We start from the raw sequence: 23,556 nt of genomic DNA on the forward strand, positions 1-23,556 counted from the left end.
AATAGTATGAAAAAGTTAATTGCAGGAACATTGGTAGTTATGGCGATTGCGGCAGTGGTATTGGATATTCAATATGCGTGGAAACCAGATACTCTTGGTCAAGAAGCTAAAACAGTCCAACAAATTAATTCATAATGGAGAAACCCCTTTCCAACCGGAAAGGGGTTTCTCAATATTTTTCCCCCAAAAATCTACAAAACTTGAGAAAATAATTAATTGAATTTTTAGTATATTAATAGTGGAAACATAGTGCTACGATAAAACTACTCTTTTTCACAAAAATTTTTTATTAGGGGGAAGGTTATATGAAAAAGAAGAGTTTAGCATTAGTGTTAGCGACAGGAATGGCAGTTACAACGTTTGGAGGGACAGGCTCTGCATTTGCGGATTCTAAAAATGTGCTCTCTACGAAGAAGTACAATGAGACGGTGCAGTCACCTGAGTTTATTTCTGGTGATTTAACTGGAGCGACTGGCAAGAAAGCAGAATCTGTTGTGTTTGATTACTTAAACGCAGCAAAAGGTGATTACAAGCTAGGGGAAAAGAGTGCGCAAGATTCTTTCAAAGTGAAACAAGTGAAGAAAGATGCTGTAACTGATTCAACAGTAGTACGTTTGCAACAAGTTTACGAAGGAGTACCTGTATGGGGGTCTACTCAAGTAGCTCATGTAAGTAAAGATGGCTCTTTAAAAGTATTGTCTGGAACAGTTGCGCCTGATTTAGACAAAAAGGACAAGTTGAAAAATAAAAATAAGATTGAAGGCGCAAAGGCAATTGAAATCGCACAGCAAGATTTAGGTGTAACACCGAAATATGAGGTAGAACCAAAAGCGGACTTATATGTATATCAAAACGGTGAAGAAACAACATATGCATACGTTGTAAACTTGAACTTCTTAGATCCAAGTCCAGGAAATTACTACTATTTCATTGAAGCAGACAGCGGTAAAGTGTTAAATAAATTTAATACGATTGATCATGTGACGAATGATGATAAGTCTCCAGTTAAACAAGATGCTCCTAAGCAGGATGCAAAAGCGGTGATAAAGCCTGTAACAGGAACAAATAAAGTAGGAACTGGTAAAGGTGTATTAGGAGATACGAAGTCGCTTAATACAACATTATCTGGATCATCTTACTACTTACAAGACAATACGCGCGGAGCAACGATTTTCACATATGATGCGAAAAACCGTTCAACATTACCAGGAACATTATGGGCAGATGCAGATAATGTTTTCAATGCAGCGTATGATGCAGCGGCAGTAGATGCTCATTACTATGCAGGTAGAACATATGATTATTATAAAGCTACATTTAATAGAAACTCTATTAATGATGCAGGAGCGCCGTTAAAATCGACTGTGCATTATGGAAGTAAGTATAATAATGCATTCTGGAACGGCTCACAAATGGTATACGGAGATGGTGATGGTGTAACATTCACTTCATTATCTGGTGGTATTGATGTAATTGGTCACGAATTAACGCATGCGGTTACGGAAAATAGCTCGAATTTAATTTATCAAAACGAATCAGGAGCGCTAAATGAAGCAATTTCTGATATCTTTGGTACTTTAGTAGAATTCTATGATAATCGTAATCCAGATTGGGAGATTGGTGAAGACATTTACACGCCTGGAAAAGCGGGAGATGCACTTCGCTCTATGAGTGATCCAGCGAAATATGGTGACCCAGACCATTACTCTAAGCGTTACACTGGTTCAAGTGATAACGGTGGAGTTCATACGAACAGTGGTATCATTAACAAACAAGCTTATTTATTAGCGAATGGCGGTACGCATTCTGGTGTAACTGTAACTGGTATCGGTAAAGACAAGCTAGGTGCAATTTATTACCGTGCAAACACGCAATATTTCACTCAATCTACTACATTTAGCCAAGCTCGTGCTGGTGCAGTACAAGCTGCAGCTGATTTATATGGTGCGACTTCTGCGGAAGTAGCAGCAGTTAAGCAATCATTTAGTGCTGTTGGTATAAACTAAGGCTGTAAGAGATAGCTATTAATAAAATACCTCAAAAATAAAGAAGGAGCCTATGCTCCTTCTTTATTTTTTTCTCCATTTTTTCCACAAATAATACAATCCGATACAACCCGCGATTGTTACAATCCACTTCGCTTCGTTTGTACCATTCATGACATGGTATGCAGAATATACTTCAATCAATAAGGACGGTATTTTACCTATTGTACTGGCAATACTGAAGGATAGTAATGACATTTTGCCTAGAGCCGCAAATAAAGTCACGATACTGGATGGAATAAATGGAATAAAACGAAAAGATAGGACGAGTAGAAAGGCCTCTCTACCTTCTACGTAAAGAAGGCGTTCTACCTTAGGATACTTATTTACTTTATCGTGAGTGAACTTTTGAAGGCCTAGACGATAAATATAAAACGAGATAATAGCCCCTAAGGCCTCACCTATGATCGAAATGATTGTACCGTTTACTACGCCAAAGAGCTGTATGTTAATGGCGGTTAAAAAAATACTAGGGATAAAACCTAAAAGACTGATGATGATGTTAATTAAGATACTAAGTGGAATTGCGATTGAATAATAGTCTGTTAAGAAGTTTTGAATTGTTTCAGCCATTGTTTAAAATCCTTTATCTTTTTTTGCATTACACCATATTTCTATTGTGTAGGCAAGTGCAAATTTACATAATGTAGGAAAACGTTGATAAAACACCATCTATATACCTTATAAGGGTATTGGGTATATAAAAACAGGGGTATATTTTTACGATTTAAAAAACATCGAATAAACCTTGAATTTAAAGGGTTTATTCGATGTTTTAAGAGGTGATTTGATTCGGGAAATAATCGAAAAAATATAGGGGTATATTACAGGTGAGGGCCGAAATAGTAGTTTTATGAAATTAGGGTGGTAATATGGAAAAATAGACGTGGAATTTTAAAAATGTATATGTTTTTTCTATGTGAAATTGACTTTTAGTGAAGTTACGATAATAATCATGGAAGAGGTGATATGATGAAACGAATAAGTAGTCTTTTCTTGAGTGGTTTAATGGCATTCATGCTGATCTTAAGTGGATGTGCAGGAAAAGAACAAAAAACAGAGAAACAAACAGGAAATCAATCGACATCAGTAGAAAAAATTAGTGATAATATTTTAGATGAAATGGAAGGACCACCTAAAAATGGTCATACGATTGAAAGACATGTAGGGAAATCAGAAGAGGATTTGAAGAATCGCTTGAAGACAGATAAAGTATCAGCGGCAAGTACATACTATGATAAGGAAACAGCGACGAAAGCTGTAAAAGATAGTTTGAAGCAGCATGATAAGGAAATTCAAGATTGGTTAAAAAATTCTAAAGAGGCTCGTCTCGTATTAAATACAACTCATTCATTCCCGGTTGGAAAAACGGTAATAAAGAAAAATATGAATGTAAAAGACAAGCTAGTAAAAACTGTTACTGTTTTGGCGAGAGATAAGTCAGGAGATTTAGGATATAAGATCATTACTTCTTATCCATCTGACAAATAAGAAGGGGGAGTACATATGTATACGACATTACAATACTTTCTTAAATCGTACTGTACGTTAAGTGTTCATGAAGATGAAATAGTAGGCGTGATGGAAGAGTTTATAGAGCAAGAGGATGAAGAAATTGTTTTGAAATTACGCGATGAATTATTATATATGAAGAAAAAGAATGCTTGGGAAGAGGCGTGCGTATTAGCTGCGAAGCAAGGAAATCGCATGTGGTCTTTAGAAGAAACGAAAGACCATCTTGAAGCTTTTTTACTATTATTGCAAAAGAAAAAGGCGTGACTAAATCACGCCTTTTTCTTTTTGGAAATTTGCTTGTTTATTAGCACCTCATTGTTTTGGAGCGCTTTTATATACGCTTTTTGAAATTTGTCCATTTGAGATTACTTCACCGTTTTGTGTTACTTTTTTATATGTTACCGCTGTTATTTTGTCATTAGCTCTACTAATTACTTGAGAAGAAACTTCAACATTTTTACCAGTATTGGTACCGAAAATACGAGTAGTAATACTGCCTCCATTTGAAAATGCTTGAATATAAATATGATTGCCTGTATTGTTTTTGAATTTTAAATCTGGACCATAATCTGCCACTGCTGCATCTTGCCCAAGTGGTAAATAATTTACAGGCATAGAATGATTGCTTCGAGAAACAATTCCTAAATCTGCCCTTAAAGCGGCGCTATATAAAGTACTACTAACTTGGCAAACACCTCCACCTGCACTTTGTATAACTTTACCTTCTGAAAATACTGCTGCGGATTTATAACCATGTGCAGCATCCGTTACGCCAACGCGGCCATTAAAACTAAACGTTTCATCAGGTGCGACAATAACTCCACTTAAAGTATTAGCTGACTTATTTACGTTATAGGACTGGTTTCCATTACGACCAGCCATTGGAGTTGAATATTCAGCTATTACTTCTTTAATCCCCATTTTCTGTATATCTTCTGTAGAACGCTCAGGTTTTAAGAGTGTAACTGGTAACGTAACGTCTGATGTGCCAGAAGTAATGGCCTGTTTCGTTAAATCAGTTAACTTTCCTTTATCAATTTTTTCTCCGTTTTGACTTTGGCTAATATTTACTGTAGAGCCTTCAACATTTAATTCTGCATTAACAGGATTTTTTAGTGTGTCATTATATTTATCTTTCATAAAGCTTTCATAAGCAGTTGTATTTAATTGAGCTGTTAATTTATAATCACGTTTTAATTCACCGTTTTCAGCCTGCTTCCGCATTTTGTAACGATTCATTGCATTTCCTTCTTGTTCTTTAAAGATTTTGTCGATAATATCTTTTTCCTTATAATTTATCCCTAAATCTTTCCATGTGTACGTTTGTTTATCATTTTGGAATATGTACGTAAGAGATTTTTGATCTAATTCAGTTACCTTTTGATTAATAATTGCTTGAATATCTTTTTTGTTTTTTCCATCGAGAGAAATACCTTCAAATGTAGTATTTGGTAATGCAGTAGTATCTAATTGATTATTTAGTTTGGATACATATTTATATCCACCAACACCGCCTACACAAAGTAATATGCCTCCAGTAATTGCAGAACCAATCAGTATTTTACTTAGCTTCATTTATTTCCCCCCAGAAATTTTTGTATAAATATATGTATTACATTTTTTGTATAAAAATGATGAAAATAACATTATGTACGTACTAGTATACTATTATTTCCACTATGTGTGTAATGTTTTTATAAAAAATGTTACACTGTTGTAATAATTGTCTCTTTTTGTCACAATATGCACGAGAAATATGTTGAAAATTATAATAAAAAGGCTGTCTAGAAAGATCTAGCAGCCTTTTTATTATAATTTTTTATGTTCATTTTTATTCGTAACACCGAGATGTTCTTGTAATGTTGTCGAAATGTTATTGACGCTTTTTTCGTTTGGAACGTAATAATAAATACCGTCTATATATTTATCAGTACCTTCTACTTGCATTTTGTCCATTTTTAAATTAGAATCCATTGAATTCTTGGCAATGGTCATCATATCGTCAAAAGTTAAATTTGTTTTTAAGTCTTTATCAACAGCGTCTAGTAGACCACCGATTTTATTAATGGAATTAAGCGATAATGCTTTTTGAGCAATGGCTTCTAAAACAAGTTGTTGTCGTTGACCGCGCATATAATCACTGTCGATATGACGAGTTCTAGCTAGTGCTAATGCTTCTTCTCCATTTAAATGTTGACGTCCTTTTTTCAGATGAATGGCATCTGCTTCGTCTTTACTATTTTGTTCCGTAAACTCAACCGGAACATCGACAGTAATACCACCAAGGGAGTCGACAATTTTAATAAATGATTTAAAGTTGAATTTTACATAGTAATCAACTGGAACATCTAAAAAGTTCTCTACGGTATCAATCGTGCTGTCTACACCACCGAATACGTGCGCGTGTGTAATTTTATCGTATTTATCACGTGATTTAATGAAGACACGTGAGTCACGTGGAATACTGACAAGTTTAACAGATTTGTCGTTTTTATTAATTGTTGCAAGTAATAGAGCATCCGTGCGAGTTGCTTTTCCGTAATTCTTATCCCTAATCTCACTTTCATCAACACCCATAATAAGTACGGAAATGTTGTCAGTCATAGGTTTCACGGCTTTTTCACGCTTGCTGGATTTGTCCCCGCGGCCCAGTTCAGAATAAGCATTATTTAATACAGACTTTGCTTTACTGTATATATGGAAGGAATAGCCTCCTGCTCCAAGTGCTATAATCAGTAATGGAATAAGAAGGAACCAAAGGAGTCGTTTTTTCTTTGAGCGTCCTTTTTTGGCTCGAGTATCTTTGTTCATATCGGATTTCATCATTTTTTCTCCTTTAAAGCTATCAAAGTGTATACATCTAGAAGCGCATTCAAACACATAAAAAATATTGTACGCTAAATAAAAGCGATTGTACATGTATAAAAAATAGATGTCTTGATTATTTATAAAGACATCTATTCGTTATTGTATACAAAAGATAGGGATAAGAAAATGATAAAATTTTACCTGATTACAACATAATGCTTACGATAATTGCAGATAAAATGCTAACGAGAGTAGCTCCGTATAGTAATTTAAGGCCAAATCTGGCAACGACGTTTCCTTGTTCTTCGTTTAATCCTTTTACCGCACCTGAAATAATGCCGATAGAAGAAAAGTTGGCAAAAGAAACGAGGAAAACAGAAATAATACCAACTGTACGGGGAGAAAGACTATTAGAAATTTTACTAAGGTCCATCATCGCTACAAATTCATTCGTCACAAGCTTTGTTGCCATAATGCTACCAGCTGTGACAATTTCAGAACTTGGTACACCGATAAGGAATGCAATAGGCGCAAAGACGTACCCAATTAATTGCTGGAAAGTAATGCCGAATATAATGAGGAATAGGTCATTTATGCAACTCATTAATGCGACGAATCCGATGAGCATAGCGCCGACAACAATAGCTACGCGAAAACCATCTAGAATGTATTCTCCAAGCATTTCAAAAAAGCTTTGTTTTTCGCCTTTAATTTCTAAAATATCTTCGTCATCTTTAACGTCGTAAGGATTAATGATGAGTACGATAATAAACCCGCTAAATAAATTGAGAACGAGTGCGGTTACTACATATTTAGGCTCGATCATTGTCATATAGGCACCTACGATAGACATAGATACGGTTGACATGGCAGAAGCGCAAAGTGTATAAAGGCGGTGTTTCGGAATTTGAGTTAATTGTTTTTTTACCGTGATAAATACTTCAGATTGGCCGACAATGGCAGAGGCGATAGCGTTGTAAGATTCTAATTTCCCAAGACCATTTATTTTACTAAGGAAGTAACCGATCCAATGAATGAAAAATGGTAGTATTTTGAAATGTTGTAGTATGCCAATTAAGACAGAAATGAAGACAATTGGTAATAATACAGTAAGGAAAAATGGCATTTCACCTTTATTGGCAAGCCCCCCAAATACGAAGTTTATACCATCAGCGGCATACTCGAGTAGCTTTGTAAACAGACTGGAAATGACCCGAATAAGTATGAGACCGATTTCTGTATTTAATAATAAATAGGTTAAAATTAACTGTATAATAAGCATGATGAAAATTGGTTTAAATTTAATATGTTTCTTATTGTTGCTAGCAATATAAGCAAGGAAGAAAACAACGATAAGTCCCACGAAAAAAGTAATAAATTTCATAGTAAGCCCCCTAAAAGAGATATTCTGCTATATATGTTTTTCATTTCAAGGGAGAATATGCATCTTTGGTAAAGAAAGGAATAGAGAGAACATGAATATATGTAGAGTGCACCACGTTGCAATTATTTGTTCAAATTATGAAACGTCAAAGGATTTTTATACTCGGATATTAGGTTTTAAAGCGATAAATGAAGTATATAGAAAGGAACGAGATTCTTATAAGTTAGATTTATGTGTAGGGGAAGAGTATCAAATTGAATTATTTTCATTTCCAAGTCCGCCTGAGCGCCCAAGTTTCCCGGAAGCGGCTGGACTTAGACACTTAGCATTTGCTGTTACAAATATAGGAGAAGCTGTGAAACATTTAAATGAATGTGGTGTAGAGACTGAATCGATACGTATGGATGAAATAACCGGAAAAAAATTCGTCTTTTTCCAGGACCCTGATGGACTACCTTTAGAATTGTATGAGGTTTGAAATTGGTGAATTTTATATAGGGTTGCTTTTGCGTAAATGAAGAAACTAAAGTGAAACTTCTTTTTTAAAGGAGGTGTAACTTTAGCTAAGAAAGCTAAAGGGTATATGTGGATATTTTAAAATTACTGATGGTAGTCATTCTTATTGCATTAACAGGTTTTTTTGTAGCTGTTGAGTTTGCAATTATTAAGGTGCGTAGCAGTCGTATTGATCAACTCGTTAGTGAAAAACGACGAGGAGCATTGGCAGCAAAAAAAGTAACTTCGAATTTAGATGAATATTTATCGGCATGTCAGTTAGGTATTACAATTACTGCTTTAGGGCTTGGGTGGTTAGGCGAGCCGACTATAAAACATTTACTCGAGCCGTTGTTTTTAAAACTACACTTATCTCCTGCAATTGCAAGTACAGTTTCGTTTATTATTGCCTTTGCAGTGATTACGTTTTTACACGTTGTCATTGGTGAACTTGCTCCGAAGACGCTCGCTATACAAAGGGCAGAGCAAGTTAGCTTATTATTATCGAAGCCAATTATTTACTTTTACCGAGTAATGTATCCGTTTATTTGGGCTTTAAATGGTTCAGCAAGGGTTGTGACAGGGTTATTCGGGTTACATCCGGCTTCTGAACATGAAGTTGCTCATTCGGAGGAAGAATTACGATTAATCTTATCTGAGAGTTATGAGAGCGGAGAGATTAATCAAAGGGAATTTAAATATGTAAATAATATTTTTGAATTTGATAATAGAGTTGCAAAGGAAATTATGGTACCTCGTACGGAAGTTGTAGGTTTATATGAGGATGAACCATTTGAAACACATCTTAAAATAATCGCACAAGAAAAATATACGAGGTATCCCGTATTTGGTGAAGATAAAGATGAAATTATTGGGATGGTTAATGTAAAGGATTTATTTATTCGTTATATGGATGGTAATCGAGATGAGGAGTGCTCGATTACACCGTATACAAGGCCAGTTATTGAAGTACTAGAAAATATTCCTATACATGATTTACTATTACAAATGCAAAGAAAACGAATCCCATTAGCTGTATTATATGATGAATATGGTGGTACAGCGGGGATTGTTACATTAGAAGATATTTTAGAAGAAATTGTTGGAGAAATCCGAGATGAATACGATGAAGACGAGCACCCGCCTGTAGAGCATGTAAGTGAAGGGTGTAAAATCGTAGAGGGAAAAGTGCTTATTAGTGAAGTAAATGATTTATTTGGCATACACTTAATTGCTGATGATGTAGATACAATTGGTGGCTGGATTATGGTGCAAAAGCAAATTGTTGCTGAAGGAGATGTTATTGAAAAACACGGCTTTTCTTTTAAAGTTCTCGAAAAGGATATGCATCAAATTAAACGAGTGGAAATAAAGAAGGTAGAAGAATGATTTTCTATAAATTGTTATCCCGCTATATTTGTGGGCAGTAAGACCCCACCTCAAAATTCGGCGAAAGCGAAGAAGTTAGGTGGGGGATGAACAAAATCCCCACTGATTAAGGTGTCACTTTATAAAAGGTATATATAGAAAAATAAATGTTTGCGCTTTCAAAAGAGGTGCTATATAGTGAAGGTGGATACTGAAAAATTCTTCTGAATGATACTCGTATTTTTAGATGGCGAATTTTTTAGATAAGGATTTAGAATGAAAAGCATAGGTGATGAAAATGATAGCAACGAAGGATATACGTATAGAAAAAGATTTTTTAGGTGAAAAGGAAGTACCGAGTGTAGCTTATTATGGTGTACAAACATTACGTGCTGTTGAAAACTTCCCGATTACAGGATATCGCATTCATCCGTCACTAATTACGGCAATGGCAATTGTGAAAAAAGCGGCGGCACTTGCAAATATGGATACTGGTTACTTAGCGAAAGACATTGGACATGAAATTGCAGAAGCAGCGCAGGAAATTGTTGATGGAAAATTCCATGATCAATTTATCGTGGATCCAATCCAAGGCGGTGCTGGAACTTCTATTAATATGAATACAAATGAAGTAATCGCTAATCGAGCGTTAGAACGTATGGGATATGAAAAAGGTGAGTATGCGAAAATTAGTCCAAACACGCATGTGAACATGGCTCAATCAACGAATGATGCGTTTCCAACAGGAATTCATATTGCAACTCTTATGATGTTAGAAGAACTTCTTATTACAATGGAAGAACTTCATGCTGCTTTCCGTGCAAAAGCAAAAGAGTTTGATCACGTCATTAAAATGGGACGTACACATTTACAAGATGCTGTTCCGATTCGTCTTGGACAAGAATTTGAAGCGTATAGCCGTGTGCTTGAGCGTGACATAAAAAGAATTAAACAGTCTCGCCAACATTTATATGAAGTGAACATGGGGGCGACAGCTGTTGGTACGGGATTAAATGCAAACCCTACGTACATTGAACAAGTGGTTAAACACTTGCGAACATTTAGCGGATTCCCACTTGTTGGTGCAGAGCATTTAGTTGATGCAACGCAAAACACAGATGCATACACAGAAGTATCTGCGGCATTAAAAGTATGTATGATGAATATGTCTAAAATTGCGAATGACCTTCGTATTATGGCATCTGGTCCACGTGTTGGATTGGCGGAAATTCAATTGCCAGCTCGTCAACCAGGTTCATCTATTATGCCAGGGAAAGTAAACCCTGTTATGGCAGAAGTAATTAATCAAGTTGCTTTCCAAGTAATTGGTAATGATCATACAATTTGCTTAGCATCAGAAGCAGGGCAATTAGAGTTAAACGTAATGGAGCCTGTACTCGTGTTTAATTTAATTCAATCTATTAGTATTATGAATAACGGATTCCGCGTATTCCGTGAATATTGTATTATAGGAATTACAGCAAATGAAGAATTGCTGAAGCAATATGTGGAGAAGAGTGTTGGAATTATTACGGCAGTTAACCCTCATATTGGTTACGAAGCAGCATCTCGTATTGCACGTGAGGCAATTGAAACAGGAAAATCTGTTAGGGAGTTATGTTTAGAACATGGTGTACTGACAGAAGAAGAATTGGATATTATTTTGGATCCATTCGAAATGACGCATCCTGAAATTGCTGGTGCTTCTTTACTAAAGAATAAGAAGATGTAATGCGAAAAAACACCGATCCATTTGGATCGGTGTTTTATTTTTAAAAGATATTAAATACAGAGTTTAATTGAAGTAAGCTAATAATCGCTAAGAAGATTAAACTGTATTTCATTGCTGTTTTAAATAGGGCAGATTCTTTACCAACTAGTCCAACTGCTGCACAAGCAACTGCTACAGATTGTGGTGAAACCATTTTTGCCATTGTACCACCTACTACGTTTAATGCAACAAGTGTAGAAGGAACGATGTTTAATTGATCTGCAGTTACTGCTTGAAGAGGTGCGAATAATGAACCACTTGATACTACTGATCCTGTAATGAATACGCCAATCCATCCTAAGATTGGAGAAAGAACAGGGAATGCATTACCAGTAGAAGAGAATGCAAGTCCAAGTGTAGATGACATACCAGAGTAGTTCTCTACGTAAGCTAAAGCGATAACGCTACAGATTGTATATACTGGAGCTTTTAGTTCTTTCATTGTTTCCACTACTAATTCTTTAACCATTTTACCTTTTACGCGGTACACGATAAGTGAAACGATAATTGCTAATACGATTGCAGTAGTTGTAGATGAGAATACATCAAATTTGAAAACAGCTGCGAAAGGTGTATCAGCTTTTGTAATAGGTGTAGTTTTCATAACAGCATTATGAAGACCAGGGAATTGAATGTTAAATACTAAGTTTGCTAGTACGCCATCCGGAGCAAATAAAGCTTTAATTGGTTTTAAATTAAAGATTGTTACGAATGCAGTTAAGAATACGAATGGAGACCAAGCATATAAAATTTGATTGAATGTATGAGATACTTTTTCTTCTTGTTTTTCTTCTTTAGTAGAAGATTTTGGCTGCCAAACACGTAAGAATAATGCAAGAGAGATCATACTTACAACGGCTGCGAAAATATTAGTAAGTTCTGCACCTAAGAAGTAAGTTACAAGGAACTGAGTAACCGCGAAAGAAACACCACTTACAAGAATACCTTGCCAAGTTTCTTTAATACCTTTAATTCCATCAACCATTGATACAAGTAAGAAAGGTAAAACAATACTAATGAAAGGTAAAATAAGAACAGTTTGACGACCGATAGTTAATGCATCTAGTTCAGTTAATTGTGCTGGTACTGTAACTGGGATACCCATAGCACCCATAGCACCACCAGCGATGTTTGCTACTAAACAAATACCTGCTGCTTTTAATGGATTAAAGCCCATACCTACTAGTAATGCAGCTGTAATAGCAACTGGAACCCCTAGACCAGCTGCGCCTTCTAAGAAAGCACCGAAAGAATAAGCGATTAATAATACTTGTAAACGTTGGTCATTTGTAATGCTTGAAATACTATCACGAATGACATTGAATTGCTCTGTTTTAACAGTTAATTTGTAAAGGAAAATTGCTGCAATAACGATAGTACAAATTGGATAAAATCCAGATAAAACACCGAATCCGGCAGATGCTACAGCTACAGTTGCTGGCATTTTATAAACGAATATAGCAAGAATAATAGCGACAATCACACTGTAAAGGCCAGCCATGTAACTTTTCATTTTCAGTCCCATTAAACAAATGATGAAGCAGAAAATTGGAAGTGCTGCGATTAGTGCAGATAACCAAATATTGTTTAATGGGTCATAAATTTGTGTCCAAGTACTCATAATAATGACAACTCCTATCTATTTTATGTGAAGAAATTCACATTATTTGTGAAACAATTCACAATCAACTCACATGCTTAGTATATTCTCCTTCAACACTATTGTCAACGTAAAAAAGTATAATTATTCCATAATAGTGTTAAAAGAAATACTTTGTTCATAAAGTAGACAAAAAGCACACTCGAATCTATTTGAGTGTGCTTTATAAAGTAAAGCTTTATCCCGCATTCGCCAAAATTTGAAATAGGATTCATATTATCCACTAATAGCAGGATAAATTATTTGCATATTCTTTTCTTTGTTTCTATATTATTGATCCTAAAGCTCTATGGTAGAGGCCGTCTTTGTATCGAATATGAAAGGATGGTGTAATTCTTAAGATTTGATAGGGAGCACAGACTGTCCCATTTGATCAAGTCAGAAAGGGACGGTAAATGCATTTAATAGGAAGTATTCCATCACAGTTCAAGCTATTGAACACTAATTAAAAGCAATAAGTTAATTTTTTTTGGTACGGTATCTTTTTTACTGAAAATTCCTTTTAGTGTAACAAAGAGGTTAAATATACTCCAACTACTTTACGAAAGGTTATCAATTATAGATGATATTTTACGATATTATTACTGCACGTTGCAGTGAGGTGAAAATATAACAAAAAGCCTGATAAAACAACGTTTACAAGCAAAGTATTTGGAGCCCGTTGTTTTGCTTTTTCGTTATATCATATAGTATAATATTCAAAATCAGCAAGGATTATTTCCTGAGTTCTTTGCTGGTTAAGATGGAAAAAATTTTCGGCTTTATAAGTTGATAAAGTTATGTCGTAACAGGAAATATAAGAACAGATATATAAATAAATAAAAAGAAAATAAAAACGAAAATGAGGGGAACTTTATGAGCCAAAATCAATTCGAATGTCGTATTTCAGAAGAAGATGTACAAATGTTAAGAGCGTTAGCGCATCCGTTACGTTTACGCCTAGTAATGGAACTAATGCAACGTGGAACTTGTAATGTAACACAATTACAGGAAGTGCTAGAAATTCCACAATCAACGGTTTCGCAACATTTAACGAAATTAAAACAAAATAAAGTAGTGCGCTTTGAAAGACGAGGACTAGAAGTGTATTATCAAATTCATAATGATAAAGTAAGTGAAGTTGTAAAAACATTATTTTCTTAAAATTTGAATATTATGGAAAAAGACGTGAGGGATATACGTCTTTTTTTATTTGTCAGAAAGGTAATAGGAAAGAAAATGTTAGCATGTAAGGAAGAAAAGGATATCAATTAACATGTTGCTATATGGAATATATTCTAAAGGGGAAAGAAAAGATAGAAAGGAGTGTAGTAAGTAAAAGGAGGAATAGTAGTATGGATGTAAAACGTGTGAAACAAATTTTATCTTCTTCAAGTAGAATTGACGTTACATATGAGGGTGTCCCAGTATGGATTGAGAGCTGTGACGAGCAGAGTGGAGTTGCTCAAGTGTATGATGTATCTAATCCTGGAGAAAGCGTTCACGTGAACGTGACGGCTTTAGAGGAGAAGTAATAGAAAAGACGCTTCTAGTATCTAGAAGCGTCTTCTTATTTATTCCATCATATGTGCAATTTTCTTAGAGAACATAAGAAGTACTAATCCGAGTACGATTACGATAACACCGATGCTTGCGAATACTTCTAAATATCCTAAAGATTGAGTGAAAGCAGCCAATTGTCCTGCTAATAAGTTTGCGAAGCCAGTACCAGCTAACCATACACCCATTAATAATGATGCTAATTTAACAGGAGCGATTGCACTTACCATAGATAATCCGATTGGTGACAAGAATAATTCACCGATTGTATGGAACATGTAAGTGAATACAATGAATAGTAAGTTTGCTTTCATTGCGATATTACCTTCATCGCTACCAGTTTTTAATACAGCTAAAGTTAAAACTAGGTACCCAATCCCTAGCAAGATCATACCAAATGCCATTTTTGTTGGGATTTTTAAGTCACCATTTTTCGTTTTTGAAAGTTTAATCCATAATGCAGAAACCGGTAATGCTAGTAAGATAATGAATAGTGGGTTTACAGATTGGAACCAAGGTGTTGGAATTGTAAATCCACCAATTGTACGATCCACGAACTTATCTGTGTAAAGTGTTAAAGAACTACCAGCTTGTTCAAATCCTGCCCAGAAGAATACAACGAAACAAGTTAAAATTAAAATTGCAGTAGTACGTTTTTTCTCTTGTGTTGTTAAAGGCTTTTTCTCAATTGCTTTTGCATTTTTTTCTTTAGATTTTTTACCGACAACAGTTGTTCCGATAGATCCTAAGTAACGAGGTGCTAAGAAATTAAAAGCAAGCTGTCCAATAATCATACCGATACAAGCTGTTAAGAAACCGTATCTATAATCTGCGAAGTAACCGCAAATGAATGGAGCAATAAGAGCCCCTAAGTTAATTCCCATGTAGAAGATAGTGAAGGCACTATCACGACGAGAATCGTTTTCGCTATATAATTGACCTAATAAAGTCGAAATATTTGGTTTGAAGAATCCGTTACCAATAACTAATAATCCTAATCCTAAAAATAGTCCAGTTTTAGTGTTCATTGAAAATAGTACAAAGTTACCAATTGCCATAATGATACCACCAATAGTAATGGCATGGCGCTTCGTAATGAAATGGTCAGTTAACCAACCACCGATAATTGGTGTGAAGTATACTAACATTGTGAAAATACCGTAAATTTGAACTGCAACTGCTTTATCAAATCCTAAACCGCCGCTTACTAAGCTCGTTGTTAAATAAAGAACTAATAAGCCACGCATTCCGTAATAACTAAATCTTTCCCATGCCTCTGTAAAGAACAACAAATATAATCCTGGTGGATGTTTTTTTGGTGATTGTTGCTCTCCAGCTTTGTCTAATTTTAAAGCTGCATCCATGTTTGTTTCCCCCTAATCCTGTATAACGGATATTTATGTAATCATTTTAATTTACAAAATATTTAGAAGTCAATAGAATTATATGGAAATAGAAAGAAAATTCCTAAAAAAATTCTATTTTTCTTCAACCGTTACTGTATTTTGCCCTGAAAACGAGATGATAAGCGTTTTCAAATGTAATAATTGAATTCTAAAAGAAAATAAAATAGTGATTAATCAGAAAATTTAGATTAAAATATTTATTCTGATATAGAGAAAATATATTCTATTTACTTTTATAATATAACATATTGGGAATAAAAATACAAAATGAAATAATGTGACATTTAAGTGAATCGAAAAATAACCAGCTCCATAGAAGGGGAGCTGGTTAGAAAAATATTATTTAACGAAGCGTTTTTCGATATCATCTAATAGTAGGTTAGCGGCCATTACACCACCAGCTGTATTCCAAATAACATCGTCAACTTTGTATGCTTTACCATTCTTCACTGCATTTAAATTTTTAAATAGAGGATCATTTATATATTCTTTTTCTAATTCAGAACCTTTTTTCTCGTTGCCTTTATCGAATGTGAAGTAGAATAATACATCGCCATCCATTGCAGAAATACGTTCTTTAGATACGTTACGCTCTGCGAAGTCCTCTTTATTTTGATCACCAGGACGTTTAAATCCAAGTTCTTTTAAAATAACACCAGAGAATGTATCACCGTGATAAATACGAACATCACCAGGCATGAAGCGAACCATAGAGATTTCTTGATTTACTTTATCGCCTAGTTTAGCTTTTAATTCTTTCATACTTTTATCGTAATCAGCTAAAATCTTTTGACCTTCTTTTTCTTTACTTAATGCTTTTGCATAAAATTTGAAGTTATCTTTCCATTCACCACGTAGCGTTTCAGAGAACACAGTAGGTGCAATTGCTGTTAGTTGCTCGTACACTTTTTCGTGACGCATTTTGTTACCGATAATTAAGTCTGGTTTTAAAGATGCGATTGTTTCCACGTTCACTTGTCCTTCATCACCAACAACTTTTACATCTTTCATTTTATCTTTAATATGTGGATACCATGGATCACCAGTCCAAGATTTTACAGCCCCAATTGGTTTCACACCTAGTTCAAGTAAAGCTTCAGTTCCTTCATTTGTTAAAATAACTACACGTTTTGGATTAGCAGGAACTTCTGTTTTACCCATTGCGTGTTCCACCGTAATCATTTCTTTTTTCGTATCTTCTTTTGTTTCCTCTTTCGTATTTGATTTTCCACAAGCACTTAAAAGGAATGAAAAGGCTAGTAAAAATACAAATACTGTAAACGATTTCTTTCGTGTTAAATTCATTATGTACCCCCTACATACTGAGAAGTTTTTTCAATAGCAAGCATGATAATAATACTTCATGGTCCAATTGTCAATGAAAATAATTCTCAATATCGTTGACAATGAGAATTAAGTTGAAATACACTTACAACGTATCATTATACATTGAAGGGGAAACGCTGCATGTTATTAAAAACAAATCAAGCAAAATGGATTGGATTATTTGTTGGAATCATTGCGGTTGTTATTTGTATTTGGGGAAGTATTATTTTCGGATATACAAATACGAGCTGGAAATTAGCGTTAGATGCTTTTTTTCATTTTAATGGTTCTAATGAACATATTATTATTCAAAATGTGCGTCTACCAAGGGCATTAATTGCAGCTAGTGTCGGTGCTAGTTTAGCCATTGCAGGTTGTCTTATGCAAACTTTAACGAAGAATCCACTTGCCTCTCCAGATTTTATTGGATTAAATTCAGGTGCTGCGTTTTTCATAGTTGTAGCAATTGTTATTTTTTCCGTGACATCATTATCGGCTTTCACGTGGATTGCCTTTTTAGGGGCAGCAGTTGCAGCTGTACTTGTATTTGCGTCTAGTTCTTTAGGAAAAGAAGGGACAACGCCTCTTAAGCTAACATTAGCAGGGGTCGCAATTAGTGCGTTATTTTCATCATTAACACAAGGATTACTTGTGTTAAATGAAAAAGCGCTTGAAGAGGTATTATTTTGGCTTGCCGGATCTGTGCAAGGAAGAAAGTTAGAAATTTTACAATCTGTATTCCCGTATTTATTAGTAGGCTGGATCGCATCTCTTATGATGGCAGGGAAAGTAAATACATTAATGATGGGGGAAGACGTTGCAAAAGGACTTGGACAACGAACGATTTTAATGAAATCATTCGTACTACTTATTATTGTCCTGTTGTCTGGTGGTTCAGTTGCGGTCGCTGGTCCAATTGGATTTATTGGTATTGTTACTCCGCATTTTGCAAGATTTCTAGTTGGAGTAGATCATAGGTGGAGAGTACCGTATAGCGGGTTGTTAGGTGCAATACTATTAATCTTAGCTGATATAGCAGCAAGATATGTCATTATGCCACAAGAAGTACCAGTAGGGGTTATGACAGCATTTATCGGGGCCCCATTCTTTATTTATATTGCACGTAAGAGAGGGCTTAGCAAATGAAGAAGTATATTCCGTTTCGTATAGGAAAAGGCGGGCTCTCGTTTTTAATGTATAAACGAGCTTGTCTCGTCTTATTCAGTTTACTAGTTGTTTTAATAGGTTTATTTTTTGCGAGTGCAGGTATGGGAGACATGAAAATTGCTCCTTATGATGTATGGCAAGCGATTACTGGAAATGGCGATGCGATGTCAAATATGGTTGTAAATAAGTTTCGTATGCCGCGTATTTTGATTGCTATCCTTGTAGGAATCGCACTTGCTGTAGCAGGATGTATTTTACAAGGCCTCGTTCGAAATCCACTGGCTTCACCTGATATCATCGGGATTACAGGTGGTGCGAGTGTAGCAGTTGTATTATTTTTAGCTCTATTTAGTGATAAAAATAATGCGCTAACTGTAAGCATTCATTATATGCCGTTAGCAGCCTTTGCTGGAGCTACAATTGTAGCGCTTTTTGTATATTTATTCGCATGGAGAAATGATGGATTATCACCGATTAGTCTTGTTTTAATTGGTGTTGGTTTTTGGGCATTGACGAAAGCAGCAACGACTTTGTTTATGTTGTTAGCGCCAATTTATCAAGCGAGCCAAGCGAATGTATGGATTACAGGTACTGTTTACGGTTCTTCATGGCAAAACGTTATGGTACTTGCGCCGTGGGTTCTCATTTTAACGATAATATCATTTATAGCTGCTAGACATTTAAATGCTCAGGAGCTAGGGGATGATATTGCGGTAGGACTTGGTGTTCCTTTAACGAAGTCACGCGTATTCATGTTATTACTGAGTACAGCTTTAATTGGTGGAGCAGTTGCTTTCGCCGGAGGAATTGGATTTGTCGGTTTAATGGCGCCTCATATTTCACGAAGACTAGTTGGTTCTTTATACGGTGCATTACTCCCTGTTGCGGCGATTGTTGGTGCAATTTTAGTACTTGCTGCAGATTTAATTGGGCGTACAGTTTTCACACCACTTGAAATTCCAGCAGGGGTATTTACATCAGCAATTGGTGCACCTTATTTTATTTATTTACTTTATAAAAGTCGGAACTCATAAAGGGAGATGAATATGCAAAAAGCATTGGAGACGAAACGTTTGACGCTGTCTTATGGTGAAGCAATTATTATTGATGAGTTGAATTTAGAAATTCCAAAAGGCGAAATTACAATATTTATCGGTTCTAACGGTTGCGGGAAATCAACTTTATTACGTTCACTAGCTAGATTATTAAAGCCAACAACGGGTGATATTTTGTTAGATAATCAAGCAATTCAAAGTATGCAAACGAAGCAAATCGCTCGTCAAATGGCAATTTTACCACAAGGACCGCAAGCACCAGAAGGGCTTACAGTATTGCAACTTGTAAAACAAGGACGCTATCCATATCAAACGTGGCTGAAGCAATGGTCAGAAAAAGATGAGGAAATGGTACAAAAAGCCCTTGCAGCAACAGGTATGACAGAGTTTGCTGAGCGTGATGTGCATGCTCTTTCAGGTGGACAACGTCAACGTGCTTGGATTGCAATGACGCTTGCACAAGATACAGATATTATTTTACTGGATGAGCCTACTACATATTTAGATATGACTCACCAGATTGAAGTGCTAGATTTATTATTCGAATTAAATGAAACAGAACAAAGAACAATTGTTATGGTATTACACGATTTAAATTTAGCATGCCGCTATGCAGACAATATTGTAGCCATTCAAGATAAACAAATATATGCACAAGGTAAGCCGGAAGAAGTAGTAGATGAGAAGCTAGTACGTGATGTATTCCGAATGGAGTGTCAAATCAGTACGGATCCATTATTTGGGACGCCACTTTGTATCCCACATGGAAAAGGAAGACGTGTACGTAAAGAGGTTGCTCAAGTAATGAGATAATGAAAAAAGACGATGAGAATTCATCGTCTTTTTATTTTCGGCAAGAAAATAAGAGGAAGAGGGGAATACGTAACCGACGTTCATATTCTTTTCCACTCTGAAAATGGGTTTGATTGGGTGTAGCTTCTTTTATGTTTGTAATCGTAAATCCGGCTTGTTGTAACAATGTAAAATATTCTTCTGTTGTACGATGATATTTAATAACTTCTTGCTCAATCCAAGGTTCAACGCGTTTTCCCATTTTAAAATAATCATCGACGAGCCAGTTTGTTCTTTTCCCGCTCGTTTGCAAGCTTTCAAATGAAGAAGTAATAATAGGATGTTGAACGCTAAAGGTAAAGGTTCCATTTGTTTTTAAAGTTTCGTACACATTTTGAAAAATGATAGGAAGATGTTCAATATAATGTAAGGCGAGTCTAGATGTTACTAAATCAAAAGTAGCAGGAGGGTATGTGTAGTCTTTGAGGTTTAAAAAATGTACGGTCCCATTTTTATTTTCTAGTTGTTTTTTAGCTTTTTCATACATAAGTTCGGAGCCTTCAATACCAGTGTAAGAGTGGCAGCCTTTTTCTAATAACTCCTCACCGAATTTAGCGTCCCCGCAGCCTAAATCAAGGATTTGCTTTCCTTTCACATCACCAATGAGCTGAAAGAAGGCTGGTTTTTCAAGTGATTCATTTGGACTATTTTCTCTGTATCTTCGTTTCATATATTGTTTAAAAAATGCTTCGTTATTATATACATCAGATTCAGTAAATGCCATGATTGAAGCCCCCTTAAATATTTTTTTTATTCTACCAAATATGAAAAGTAAATGATAGATTTCTTGTAATGAATCATATATAATCTAAAATTGTAAGCGGTTACTTTAAACTATTTTTCTATAATAAATTCTGAAAACGTGTTAAGCTAGTAGAGGGATTATTAGAACTATTAAGACAATAATTCGCTTACATGAACGATGGGAGGCTTCACGATGTCTAGTAAAACACTTGCGAAATTTTTAGAAGAAAATTTAGAGGATTTAAAATCAAAGGGGCTTTATAACGTAATTGATCCGCTTGAGAGTTCAAATGGACCGATCATTACAATTGGCGGAAAAGAATATATTAACTTATCTTCAAACAACTATCTTGGATTAGCAACAGATAGCCGTTTGCAAGAAGCAGCAATTGGTGCTATTCATAAGTACGGCGTTGGAGCAGGAGCTGTTCGTACAATTAACGGTACTTTAGATTTGCATATTAAATTAGAAGAAACAATTGCAAAGTTTAAACATACAGAAGCAGCGATTGCCTATCAATCAGGATTTAACTGTAATATGGCAGCGATTTCAGCCGTTATGGATAAAAATGATGCCATTCTTTCAGATGAATTAAACCATGCTTCTATCATTGATGGTAGTCGTCTATCAAGAGCGAAAATCATCGTTTATAAGCATTCTGATATGGAAGATTTACGCCAAAAAGCAATCGCGGCGAAAGAATCAGGTCTTTACAATAAATTAATGGTAATTACAGACGGTGTCTTCTCAATGGATGGAGATGTTGCAAAACTACCAGAAATTGTTGAGATTGCAGAAGAATTAGATTTAATGACATACGTAGATGATGCACACGGTTCAGGTGTACTTGGTAAAGGTGCAGGAACTGTAAAACACTTCGGTCTGTCTGATAAAGTTGATTTCCAAATTGGTACATTATCAAAAGCAATTGGGGTAATTGGTGGATATGTAGCAGGGAAACAAAACTTAATTGACTGGTTAAAAGTTCGTTCACGTCCATTCTTATTCTCTACAGCATTAACACCAGCTGATGCAGCAGCTTGCATGAGATCAATTGAAATCTTAATGGAAAGCACAGAGTTGCACGATCGTTTATGGGAAAATGGTCGATATTTAAAACAAGGGTTAAAAGAACTTGGCTTTAATATCGGAGAAAGTGAAACGCCAATTACACCTTGTATTATTGGTGACGAAGTATTAACACAAGAATTTAGTAAACGTCTAAATGAAGAAGGCGTATATGCAAAATCTATCGTGTTCCCAACTGTAGCAAAAGGAACGGGACGCGTTCGTAATATGCCTACAGCAGCTCATACGAAAGAAATGTTAGATGAAGCAATTCGTAAGTATGAAAAAGTAGGAAAAGAAATGGGCATCATTTAAGTAACGACATCTTTTGAATAGCTTGCAAATGAGGAGTGGGGAAAATGAAAAAAATTCTAGTAACCGGTTCTTTAGGGCAAATTGGTTCTGAACTAGTAATGAAACTTCGTGATGTATACGGTGCATCAAATGTTATTGCAACAGATATTCGTGAAACAGATAGTGAAGTAGTAACGTCCGGTCCATTTGAAACGTTAGATGTAACAGATGGACAAAAACTACATGATATTGCAAAGCGTAATGAAGTAGATACAATTATTCATTTAGCAGCTTTACTTTCAGCAACAGCAGAAAAAAATCCGTTATTTGCTTGGAATTTAAATATGGGTGGACTTGTAAATGCATTAGAAGCAGCTCGTGAATTAAACTGTAAGTTTTTCACGCCAAGTTCTATCGGTGCATTCGGTCCATCAACGCCGCAAGATAATACGCCACAAGATACAATTCAGCGTCCTACTACGATGTATGGGGTAAACAAAGTAGCAGGAGAATTACTATGTGATTATTATCATCAAAAGTTTGGCGTAGATACGCGCGGTGTACGTTTCCCAGGTTTAATTTCTTACGTAGCTCCTCCAGGAGGCGGAACAACTGACTATGCAGTTGAAATTTATTATGAGGCGATTAAAAAAGGCACATACACCTCATACATTGCAGAAGGAACATACATGGATATGATGTATATGCCAGATGCTTTACAAGCGATCATTTCATTAATGGAAGCTGATCCAAGTAAACTTGTGCATAGAAACGCGTTCAATATTACAGCAATGAGCTTTGAGCCAGAGCAAATCGCAGCATCAATTCGTAAACACATCCCGACGTTTACAATGGATTACGCTGTAGATCCTGCTCGTCAAACAATCGCTGATAGCTGGCCAAACTCTATTGATGCAACAGCAGCAATGAACGAGTGGGGCTTTAAAGCAGAATACGATTTAGACAAAATGACAACCGACATGTTGGCTAAGTTAAAAAAAAAGCTCACAGCTGAGTTAGTGATGAATTAATAGTAAGGGTCGATTCTTAGGAGTCGG

The 23,556-nt window shown here is 35.5% G+C and carries 22 protein-coding genes; 14 read left to right on the plus strand and 8 right to left on the minus strand.

The genetic code is table 11. The annotated features are described in order from the left end of the window. The first annotated feature begins 6 nt into the window (after positions 1-6). Positions 7-135, plus strand: coding sequence for an NprX family peptide pheromone (locus BAQ44_RS30625; RefSeq protein ID WP_131801846.1), 129 nt, complete (start codon positions 7-9; stop codon positions 133-135). A gap of 170 nt (positions 136-305) precedes the next feature. After that, positions 306-2,006: a M4 family metallopeptidase gene (locus tag BAQ44_RS04285; protein ID WP_063261610.1), complete on the plus strand. Its 1,701-nt coding sequence runs from the start codon at positions 306-308 to the stop codon at positions 2,004-2,006. Between the two features lie 63 nt (positions 2,007-2,069). On the opposite strand, the gene BAQ44_RS04290 is transcribed toward BAQ44_RS04285, so the two are convergent. Then, positions 2,070-2,618, minus strand: a complete 549-nt coding sequence (locus tag BAQ44_RS04290; RefSeq protein WP_061676971.1) for a TVP38/TMEM64 family protein — start codon at positions 2,616-2,618, stop codon at positions 2,070-2,072. 399 nt (positions 2,619-3,017) lie between these two features. Between BAQ44_RS04290 and BAQ44_RS04295 the strand changes: the two genes are divergently transcribed. Both BAQ44_RS04295 and BAQ44_RS04300 read left to right on the plus strand, forming a co-directional pair. Further along, positions 3,018-3,536, plus strand: a complete 519-nt coding sequence (locus tag BAQ44_RS04295; protein ID WP_061676970.1) for an RNase A-like domain-containing lipoprotein — start codon at positions 3,018-3,020, stop codon at positions 3,534-3,536. 15 nt (positions 3,537-3,551) lie between these two features. After that, positions 3,552-3,824, plus strand: a complete 273-nt coding sequence (locus BAQ44_RS04300) for a hypothetical protein (protein WP_063261608.1) — start codon at positions 3,552-3,554, stop codon at positions 3,822-3,824. 48 nt (positions 3,825-3,872) lie between these two features. Here the strand turns inward: BAQ44_RS04300 and BAQ44_RS04305 are convergent, their stop codons facing one another. From BAQ44_RS04305 to BAQ44_RS04315, 3 genes are all read right to left on the minus strand, one after another. Continuing rightward, on the minus strand, positions 3,873-5,135 hold the full coding sequence (locus BAQ44_RS04305) for a VanW family protein (RefSeq protein WP_063261607.1): 1,263 nt from the start codon (positions 5,133-5,135) through the stop codon (positions 3,873-3,875). 234 nt (positions 5,136-5,369) lie between these two features. Beyond that, positions 5,370-6,386 (minus strand): LCP family protein, encoded by a 1,017-nt coding sequence (locus BAQ44_RS04310; RefSeq protein WP_063261606.1) that lies wholly within the window; start codon positions 6,384-6,386, stop codon positions 5,370-5,372. A gap of 187 nt (positions 6,387-6,573) precedes the next feature. Beyond that, complete coding sequence (locus BAQ44_RS04315) at positions 6,574-7,752, minus strand: NupC/NupG family nucleoside CNT transporter (protein WP_071720967.1); 1,179 nt, start codon at positions 7,750-7,752, stop codon at positions 6,574-6,576. Positions 7,753-7,843: 91 nt separating this feature from the next. On the opposite strand from BAQ44_RS04315, the gene gloA2 reads away from it, so the two are divergent. From gloA2 to aspA, 3 genes are all read left to right on the plus strand, one after another. Further along, the gene (gene gloA2 / locus BAQ44_RS04320; RefSeq protein ID WP_063261604.1) at positions 7,844-8,230 is read left to right on the plus strand and encodes an SMU1112c/YaeR family gloxylase I-like metalloprotein; all 387 of its coding nucleotides are present in this window, start codon (positions 7,844-7,846) and stop codon (positions 8,228-8,230) included. Positions 8,231-8,337: 107 nt separating this feature from the next. After that, positions 8,338-9,636: a hemolysin family protein gene (locus BAQ44_RS04325; protein WP_061676965.1), complete on the plus strand. Its 1,299-nt coding sequence runs from the start codon at positions 8,338-8,340 to the stop codon at positions 9,634-9,636. A 277-nt stretch (positions 9,637-9,913) separates the two neighbouring features. Next, positions 9,914-11,347, plus strand: coding sequence for an aspartate ammonia-lyase (aspA, locus tag BAQ44_RS04330; protein WP_071720969.1), 1,434 nt, complete (start codon positions 9,914-9,916; stop codon positions 11,345-11,347). A 40-nt stretch (positions 11,348-11,387) separates the two neighbouring features. Here the strand turns inward: aspA and BAQ44_RS04335 are convergent, their stop codons facing one another. Next, positions 11,388-13,007 (minus strand): L-lactate permease, encoded by a 1,620-nt coding sequence (locus tag BAQ44_RS04335; RefSeq protein WP_061676386.1) that lies wholly within the window; start codon positions 13,005-13,007, stop codon positions 11,388-11,390. Positions 13,008-13,901: 894 nt separating this feature from the next. Between BAQ44_RS04335 and BAQ44_RS04340 the strand changes: the two genes are divergently transcribed. Beyond that, a complete protein-coding gene (locus tag BAQ44_RS04340) occupies positions 13,902-14,189 on the plus strand; it encodes an ArsR/SmtB family transcription factor (RefSeq protein WP_000081429.1) in 288 nt (95 codons plus the stop codon). Between the two features lie 191 nt (positions 14,190-14,380). Next, a complete protein-coding gene (locus tag BAQ44_RS04345) occupies positions 14,381-14,560 on the plus strand; it encodes an acid-soluble spore protein H (RefSeq protein WP_000382683.1) in 180 nt (59 codons plus the stop codon). 39 nt (positions 14,561-14,599) lie between these two features. Here the strand turns inward: BAQ44_RS04345 and BAQ44_RS04350 are convergent, their stop codons facing one another. Next, on the minus strand, positions 14,600-15,949 hold the full coding sequence (locus BAQ44_RS04350) for a peptide MFS transporter (protein WP_063261600.1): 1,350 nt from the start codon (positions 15,947-15,949) through the stop codon (positions 14,600-14,602). A gap of 381 nt (positions 15,950-16,330) precedes the next feature. Then, positions 16,331-17,296: an ABC transporter substrate-binding protein gene (locus tag BAQ44_RS04355; protein WP_071720971.1), complete on the minus strand. Its 966-nt coding sequence runs from the start codon at positions 17,294-17,296 to the stop codon at positions 16,331-16,333. 162 nt (positions 17,297-17,458) lie between these two features. On the opposite strand from BAQ44_RS04355, the gene BAQ44_RS04360 reads away from it, so the two are divergent. Genes BAQ44_RS04360 through BAQ44_RS04370 form a run of 3 tightly spaced genes read left to right on the plus strand, consistent with a single transcriptional unit; the run spans position 17,459 to position 20,352 of the window. Then, the gene (locus tag BAQ44_RS04360) at positions 17,459-18,463 is read left to right on the plus strand and encodes a FecCD family ABC transporter permease (RefSeq protein WP_063261598.1); all 1,005 of its coding nucleotides are present in this window, start codon (positions 17,459-17,461) and stop codon (positions 18,461-18,463) included. Then, the gene (locus tag BAQ44_RS04365; protein ID WP_063261597.1) at positions 18,460-19,518 is read left to right on the plus strand and encodes a FecCD family ABC transporter permease; all 1,059 of its coding nucleotides are present in this window, start codon (positions 18,460-18,462) and stop codon (positions 19,516-19,518) included. Before BAQ44_RS04360 ends, BAQ44_RS04365 begins: the two co-directional genes overlap by 4 nt. 12 nt (positions 19,519-19,530) lie before the next feature. Further along, positions 19,531-20,352, plus strand: coding sequence for an ABC transporter ATP-binding protein (locus BAQ44_RS04370; protein ID WP_063261596.1), 822 nt, complete (start codon positions 19,531-19,533; stop codon positions 20,350-20,352). 31 nt (positions 20,353-20,383) lie between these two features. On the opposite strand, the gene BAQ44_RS04375 is transcribed toward BAQ44_RS04370, so the two are convergent. Then, on the minus strand, positions 20,384-21,115 hold the full coding sequence (locus tag BAQ44_RS04375; RefSeq protein ID WP_063261595.1) for a class I SAM-dependent DNA methyltransferase: 732 nt from the start codon (positions 21,113-21,115) through the stop codon (positions 20,384-20,386). 213 nt (positions 21,116-21,328) lie between these two features. Between BAQ44_RS04375 and BAQ44_RS04380 the strand changes: the two genes are divergently transcribed. Both BAQ44_RS04380 and BAQ44_RS04385 read left to right on the plus strand, forming a co-directional pair. After that, positions 21,329-22,519: a glycine C-acetyltransferase gene (locus BAQ44_RS04380; protein WP_000095914.1), complete on the plus strand. Its 1,191-nt coding sequence runs from the start codon at positions 21,329-21,331 to the stop codon at positions 22,517-22,519. 44 nt (positions 22,520-22,563) lie between these two features. Then, positions 22,564-23,529, plus strand: a complete 966-nt coding sequence (locus BAQ44_RS04385; RefSeq protein WP_071720973.1) for an L-threonine 3-dehydrogenase — start codon at positions 22,564-22,566, stop codon at positions 23,527-23,529. Positions 23,530-23,556 lie beyond the last annotated feature (27 nt).

This window comes from Bacillus mobilis (assembly GCF_001884045.1).
Classification (GTDB): Bacteria; Bacillota; Bacilli; order Bacillales; family Bacillaceae_G; genus Bacillus_A; species Bacillus_A mobilis.

Coding starts and splice junctions, on each gene's coding strand:
- BAQ44_RS30625 (WP_131801846.1), top strand. CDS start 7: ATGAAAAAGTTAATTGCAGGAACATTGGTAGTTATGGCGATTGCGGCA.
- BAQ44_RS04285 (WP_063261610.1), top strand. CDS start 306: ATGAAAAAGAAGAGTTTAGCATTAGTGTTAGCGACAGGAATGGCAGTT.
- BAQ44_RS04290 (WP_061676971.1), bottom strand. CDS start 2,618: ATGGCTGAAACAATTCAAAACTTCTTAACAGACTATTATTCAATCGCA.
- BAQ44_RS04295 (WP_061676970.1), top strand. CDS start 3,018: ATGAAACGAATAAGTAGTCTTTTCTTGAGTGGTTTAATGGCATTCATG.
- BAQ44_RS04300 (WP_063261608.1), top strand. CDS start 3,552: ATGTATACGACATTACAATACTTTCTTAAATCGTACTGTACGTTAAGT.
- BAQ44_RS04305 (WP_063261607.1), bottom strand. CDS start 5,135: ATGAAGCTAAGTAAAATACTGATTGGTTCTGCAATTACTGGAGGCATA.
- BAQ44_RS04310 (WP_063261606.1), bottom strand. CDS start 6,386: ATGATGAAATCCGATATGAACAAAGATACTCGAGCCAAAAAAGGACGC.
- BAQ44_RS04315 (WP_071720967.1), bottom strand. CDS start 7,752: ATGAAATTTATTACTTTTTTCGTGGGACTTATCGTTGTTTTCTTCCTT.
- gloA2 (WP_063261604.1), top strand. CDS start 7,844: ATGAATATATGTAGAGTGCACCACGTTGCAATTATTTGTTCAAATTAT.
- aspA (WP_071720969.1), top strand. CDS start 9,914: ATGATAGCAACGAAGGATATACGTATAGAAAAAGATTTTTTAGGTGAA.
- BAQ44_RS04335 (WP_061676386.1), bottom strand. CDS start 13,007: ATGAGTACTTGGACACAAATTTATGACCCATTAAACAATATTTGGTTA.
- BAQ44_RS04340 (WP_000081429.1), top strand. CDS start 13,902: ATGAGCCAAAATCAATTCGAATGTCGTATTTCAGAAGAAGATGTACAA.
- BAQ44_RS04345 (WP_000382683.1), top strand. CDS start 14,381: ATGGATGTAAAACGTGTGAAACAAATTTTATCTTCTTCAAGTAGAATT.
- BAQ44_RS04350 (WP_063261600.1), bottom strand. CDS start 15,949: ATGGATGCAGCTTTAAAATTAGACAAAGCTGGAGAGCAACAATCACCA.
- BAQ44_RS04355 (WP_071720971.1), bottom strand. CDS start 17,296: ATGAATTTAACACGAAAGAAATCGTTTACAGTATTTGTATTTTTACTA.
- BAQ44_RS04360 (WP_063261598.1), top strand. CDS start 17,459: ATGTTATTAAAAACAAATCAAGCAAAATGGATTGGATTATTTGTTGGA.
- BAQ44_RS04365 (WP_063261597.1), top strand. CDS start 18,460: ATGAAGAAGTATATTCCGTTTCGTATAGGAAAAGGCGGGCTCTCGTTT.
- BAQ44_RS04370 (WP_063261596.1), top strand. CDS start 19,531: ATGCAAAAAGCATTGGAGACGAAACGTTTGACGCTGTCTTATGGTGAA.
- BAQ44_RS04375 (WP_063261595.1), bottom strand. CDS start 21,115: ATGGCATTTACTGAATCTGATGTATATAATAACGAAGCATTTTTTAAA.
- BAQ44_RS04380 (WP_000095914.1), top strand. CDS start 21,329: ATGTCTAGTAAAACACTTGCGAAATTTTTAGAAGAAAATTTAGAGGAT.
- BAQ44_RS04385 (WP_071720973.1), top strand. CDS start 22,564: ATGAAAAAAATTCTAGTAACCGGTTCTTTAGGGCAAATTGGTTCTGAA.